Origin of the sequence: Pseudomonas sp. (assembly GCF_037994325.1) — a bacterium.
Classification (GTDB): domain Bacteria; phylum Pseudomonadota; class Gammaproteobacteria; order Pseudomonadales; family Pseudomonadaceae; genus Aquipseudomonas.
Genome location: NZ_JBBNAH010000532.1, coordinates 1 through 5,186 on the forward strand (window position 1 = coordinate 1; position 5,186 = coordinate 5,186).

General features: G+C 56.0%; 6 protein-coding genes. All 6 read left to right on the forward strand.

The window, feature by feature from the left end:
* Positions 1-269 precede the first annotated feature (269 nt).
* On the forward strand, positions 270-1,115 hold the full coding sequence (locus AAAB16_RS17780) for an alpha/beta hydrolase (protein ID WP_340664518.1): 846 nt from the start codon (positions 270-272) through the stop codon (positions 1,113-1,115).
* Between the two features lie 35 nt (positions 1,116-1,150).
* Positions 1,151-1,549: a helicase gene (locus AAAB16_RS17785; protein WP_340664519.1), complete on the forward strand. Its 399-nt coding sequence runs from the start codon at positions 1,151-1,153 to the stop codon at positions 1,547-1,549.
* 19 nt (positions 1,550-1,568) lie between these two features.
* Complete coding sequence (locus AAAB16_RS17790) at positions 1,569-2,282, forward strand: helix-turn-helix domain-containing protein (protein WP_340664520.1); 714 nt, start codon at positions 1,569-1,571, stop codon at positions 2,280-2,282.
* The gene (locus AAAB16_RS17795) at positions 2,272-3,528 is read left to right on the forward strand and encodes an NADH:flavin oxidoreductase/NADH oxidase family protein (RefSeq protein WP_340664521.1); all 1,257 of its coding nucleotides are present in this window, start codon (positions 2,272-2,274) and stop codon (positions 3,526-3,528) included. Before AAAB16_RS17790 ends, AAAB16_RS17795 begins: the two co-directional genes overlap by 11 nt.
* A gap of 207 nt (positions 3,529-3,735) precedes the next feature.
* On the forward strand, positions 3,736-4,317 hold the full coding sequence (locus AAAB16_RS17800) for a TetR/AcrR family transcriptional regulator (protein ID WP_340664522.1): 582 nt from the start codon (positions 3,736-3,738) through the stop codon (positions 4,315-4,317).
* Positions 4,318-4,486: 169 nt separating this feature from the next.
* The coding region (locus tag AAAB16_RS17805; protein WP_340664523.1) for an alpha/beta hydrolase at positions 4,487-5,186 on the forward strand (700 nt) is incomplete at its 3' end.

Below are 5,186 nucleotides of genomic sequence, written 5' to 3' on the forward strand. Positions count from 1 at the left end.
GTATAGTATTGTGGCTTCGACGTCGCGCGCAACTGGCATCGCTTCACCAATCCAACAGCAGCAGAAACCGCGCAGCCTTATGCCGAGTGGTTAGATACAGAAGTAGAGAGCTAAGCGAAGGATTGGAGGCGTAGGCAGTCGCTAATCCAAAGTGAGGCTGCACACATCGTATTTTCTTTTTACTATATTGTTCGTATAGTGATAATTCACAAGGCCATAGCCCAGCCATGCTTGGGCCTCGGGACCAGAAACTACCTGCGAGAAACGATATGACCGATACGCATCAGAGTGCTCCAACCTGTTTCGCCGAGCTTGGTGGTGAACGCTTTGCTTACCGCAGGTGGGGTAACACTGGCACTGATCAACCACCGTTGCTTTTGCTCCAGCACTTTCGTGGCGGCATGGATCATTGGGATCCGCTGTTAACCGACGGCCTTGCCGAAAGCAGAGAGGTCATCCTCTTTAACGGCCTCGGTGTCGCCTCTTCATCTGGCCGGCCACGGCGTCGAATTGAGGACATGGCTGATGATGCTGCAGCTTTTGTACGCGCGATTGGGTTGGAGAAAATTGACGTACTTGGCTTCTCTCTAGGCGGCTTCCAAGCACTGGATCTCACCTGGCGGCACCCAAAACTCATCCGCAAACTGATGCTTCTGGGCACCGGCCCACGCGGCGGCGACCCGGATATGGAGCAGCGGGTTTTGACTGCCGCACCACGCCCACTGCCGCTCTATGAAGACTTCGAATATCTGTTTTTTGGCCGCTCATCTGATGCAAAACGGGCCGCGCGCGAATTCTGGGAGCGTCGCCATCAGCGGCAAGATCAGGACCCGCCCACCACTCAAGAGGTAGCCGCCGCGCAGATTGAGGCCAACATGCTCTACCTACCGAGAGTGTCCGAAGAAGATCCGTTCGCCTACCTACGCCAAATAACTCAACCAGTTTTTATCCTCAACGGCGTGCATGACGTGATGATCCCGACCATCAACTCGTTCTACATGGCCCGCAACCTGCCCAACGCACAGTTGTTTATCTATCCGGATGCCGGTCACGGAGCACAGTTCCAGTATCCAGAGCGTTTTCTGTATCACGCCGTGCGTTTCCTGAGCGAATAACTGCAACCGCCTCCCAACGACCTAAGGCCACTTTCATGCTTAAGTTCAAATTCCTGTTATGGATGTTCACTCAACTGCTTAAACGGCAAGTCCGCACAAACCCAGACTGCGCTCGCTACATCGCAGGCAAGGATCTGGTTTTCCAAATCCGTACCGATGCCGGTATCGGTCGCTACTTCGTGGTCCGCGATGGCGGCATAAGCTCGGTTGCAGGCTTAGCTGACAATCCACGTTTCACCCTGAGCTTTAAGAACGCGAACAGAGGGTTTGCGATCCTCTCGGCTAAGGACAGCCAGGCAGCATTTTTAAGGGGTTTGGGAAGCCAGGAACTTGTCATCAGTGGCGACTTTCTGGAGGTCATGTGGTTTCAAGGGCTAACTGCCTTCCTGCAGCCGCCCAAAGTAATCGCCCCATACGACCGCACGGCATTCTGAAAAGGATTACGGCCGGCTCATGCTGAATAAGACCTATGGGCAACCGTGCCCAATTGCCCGAACTCTCGACGTAATAGGCGAGCGCTGGACGCTATTAGTGATTCGCGAGCTGTTACTTGGCCCCAAGCGTTTCAAGGAGCTGCTCGCGATGCTTCCCGCTATGGGCGCGAATCGTTTGTCCGCTCGCTTGAGGGTGTTGGTGGAAAACAACATCGCCCAGCCGACTAAAAGCATTGTCACTGCTTATGAGCTGACATCGTTCGGGGAGCAACTGCGTAAGCCCCTTCTTGCTCTTGGGCTCTGGGGCCTGAATTTATCCATGGATGAGCGCATCGATTCCACCGCCGTGCGCGCGGAGTTAGTTGCGCTAAGTCTTTCAGGTGTAAGCCGTCCTGGTGCTAGCGATGGGATACGAGCCGCGTACGAGTTTCAGGTGGGCGCAGAAGTCTTCCACATCCGCGTGGACGATGGTGAGGTACTCACTCGCTCGGGTCCTGCTCCAGCAGCTGATGTAATCATCCGCTGTGACCTAGCCACATTCGTGGCGCTTTCCATCCGGCAGATATCGGCAGAAGACGCGCTCTATCAAAACCGAGCACGCCTCATACAAGGGCAGCCGTCAATGTTCGAGCACTTGTTCCAGATGCTCGAGTACAGCCCTAAAAACGTTCCGCACTCACTTCTCGCCCTCAACCTTTCAAGCTTCACAGGAACACTACAAAATGAAAGCTGATACCAACCTGCTGAACCAGCCCCTGGCGCTCACCAACGGTAGCGTGCTTCGCAATCGACTCGCCAAAGCCTCTATGAGTGAGACGTTGGGAACTTATGACAATCGACCGACGCTCGGATTGATTGAGCTGTATCGCCGCTGGGCCGCATCTGGCCTGGGCTTGATTATCACCGGAAACGTGATGATTGACCGCCGAGCCCTGGGCGAGCCCGGCAATGTGGTGATCGAGGATGAGCGAGACCTGCCGCTCCTGCAGCAATGGGCCAAAGCTGCAACTGACCAGGGTGCAGCAATCTGGGCACAGCTCAATCATCCTGGCAAGCAGTCTGCCAAGGGGCTTAACGAACGCAACATTGCGCCGTCAGCAGTCCCCTTCCGCGAGGATATGGCGGCGTTGTTTGAAACGCCCCGCGAAGCGACTGTTGTCGAAATCCAAGACATCATCGGGCGGTTCGGACGCACAGCGGCCGTTTGCAAAAAAGCCGGGTTCAGCGGTGTCGAAATCCACGCGGCACACGGCTATCTACTCAATCAATTTCTCTCACCACACCACAACCGGCGCGAAGATGAGTGGGGCGGCACGCCAGAGAAGCGCCGCCGTTTCGTACTGGCTGTCTACGCCGAAATTCGCCGTCAGGTCGGGGATGATTTCGCCGTAGCCATCAAACTCAATTCGGCCGACTTCCAGCGCGGAGGCTTTACCGAAGAGGAGTCGATGGAAACCATCCGCGCATTAGTCGAAGCCGGAATCGACCTGATCGAAATTTCCGGCGGCACCTATGAAGACCCCGCCATGAGCGGTGCGTTGCATGTGCCGAAAAAGTCCTCTACGGCCGCACGTGAGGCCTACTTTCTGGAGTTCGCGGCAAAGGTACGCGCCTCACTGGACGTTCCATTAATGGTGACTGGCGGTTTCCGCAGCGCTGCGGGGATGAATGATGCGTTGCGCTCCGGAGCACTAGATGTTGTGGGACTAGCCAGGCTGCTGGCTATCGATCCTGATGCCCCTTCCGCTCTGCTGCAAGGGCGTGATAGCGAACAGCGCGTTCGCCCTATTGTCACTGGCATCAAGCCAGTTGATCGAATGGGCGTAATGGAAGTGCTTTGGTACACGCGCCAGCTTAAGCGTATCGCTAAAGGCGGAGAACCCAAGCCACACGAAGGTGGACTGTCGGCATTCCTGAAGTCAGTGCTCGCCGGCGGTTGGGGTACATACCGCACCCGTCGTTTGCGTGCGCGCAGCTGAGGTATGTTTCTAAACCTGGGGACATAGAGCCCCTGGAAAATTCTGTGTGGCGTGCAACAACGAGTCGCTATAGCAAGCGCCATAGCGACTGTACAACGTGCAATCAGACCTTCTGTTTGCAACCGCGCCGTAATCCCGCAAAGCCATTCGAGCCGGAAGACACTCAAGTGCTTGCTTCGATTTGTATCGGTACATTATGATCGTAATATGAACAAAACTCCCTCACGCACCAAGCAGGCTACCCACGAGCGCATTGTCGCAACGGCCGCTCGTGTTATCCGTCGAAGCGGGTATGACGGAACCAGCGTAGCCGCCTTGATGAAAGAAGCAGGCCTCACCCACGGTGGGTTCTATGCCCACTTTACGTCACGTGACGCCATGCTCGCTGAGGCCGCTGGTCATGCCGGTGCAGAGTCGGTAGCGGTCTACTCGCGAATTGCCGGGGCTGTTCCCGCTAACCAGTCGCTGGAAATTCTTCTGCGTGCCTACCTTTCCAAAGAACACCTCGACAACCCAGAGTGCGGCTGCCCGATAGCCGCGCTTGGTTCAGAGACATCGCGTCAATCGCCTGCGGTACGGCGTGCATTTACGTTGCGCTTTAAAGAGATGATTGACGTCGTTTCACGCCAGTCCCAGGACTGGGGAAAACCCGGTACACACGATCGAGCGCTTGCAACGGCCGCAACTATGGTCGGTGCGATGGTTCTAGCGCGAGCGGTGGAGGACGAGGCGCTGGCCGAATCGATCCTGAACGCAGCGAAGTCTCAATTAATGCCGCCCTCCTCCTAGGTCATTTTTTTTAACTAGCAATATGATAGCCATCATATTTTTACAGTCGGTTCATGCGCTTGAACGTTGTTTGTTAACGCACGGATTCAGCAATTTGATCGTCGACCTGATCGACATCAACACCCGGCACTAGAGCCCTGCCCCTCAATACCGCCTCGAGAAAAACTGTATGCCCGACCTCATTTCATCGAACACGTACGCACTTACGCCAAACCGCTCCATCAACGTGAACGGCACGGCCTTCGCCTATCGGGATTTGGGGCCGAGAACAGGTGTTCCAGTAGTCCTTCTTAACCACTGGGGCGCCGTGCTAGATAACTTCGATCCCGCCATCGTGGACGGGCTTGCCGCTCAGCATCGCATCATCGCTATCGACTACCGGGGTATCGGCGCCTCTGACGGACAAGCACCACTCACGATCGATGCAATGGCCCGAGATACCATCGCCCTGATCCGCGCGATGGGCTTCGAGCAGGTCGACCTATTGGGTTTCTCTCTCGGTGGGTTTGTAGCGCAAGACGTTACGCTGAAGGCGCCAACGCTCGTGCGCAAATTGATCTTGACCGGCACAGGTCCTGCGGGCGGCGTAGGCATTGATCAAGTCGGCAACGTATCTCGCCCCTTGATGCTCAAGGGCCTCTTTACCCTTCGAGATCCCAAGTACTACCTGTTTTTTACCTCTTCGGTCGCTAGCCGAGGTGCGGCCCGTGCATTCCTTCAACGCATTAAAGAGCGCACGTCCGATCGAGACAAACCGGCTACCCCGACGGCGCTGTTGCGCCAACTTAAAGCCATCAAGGCCTGGGGCCGACAGGCGCCTCAAGACCTTTCAACCCTGCGTCTGCCGGTCTTGATCGCCAACGGCGATC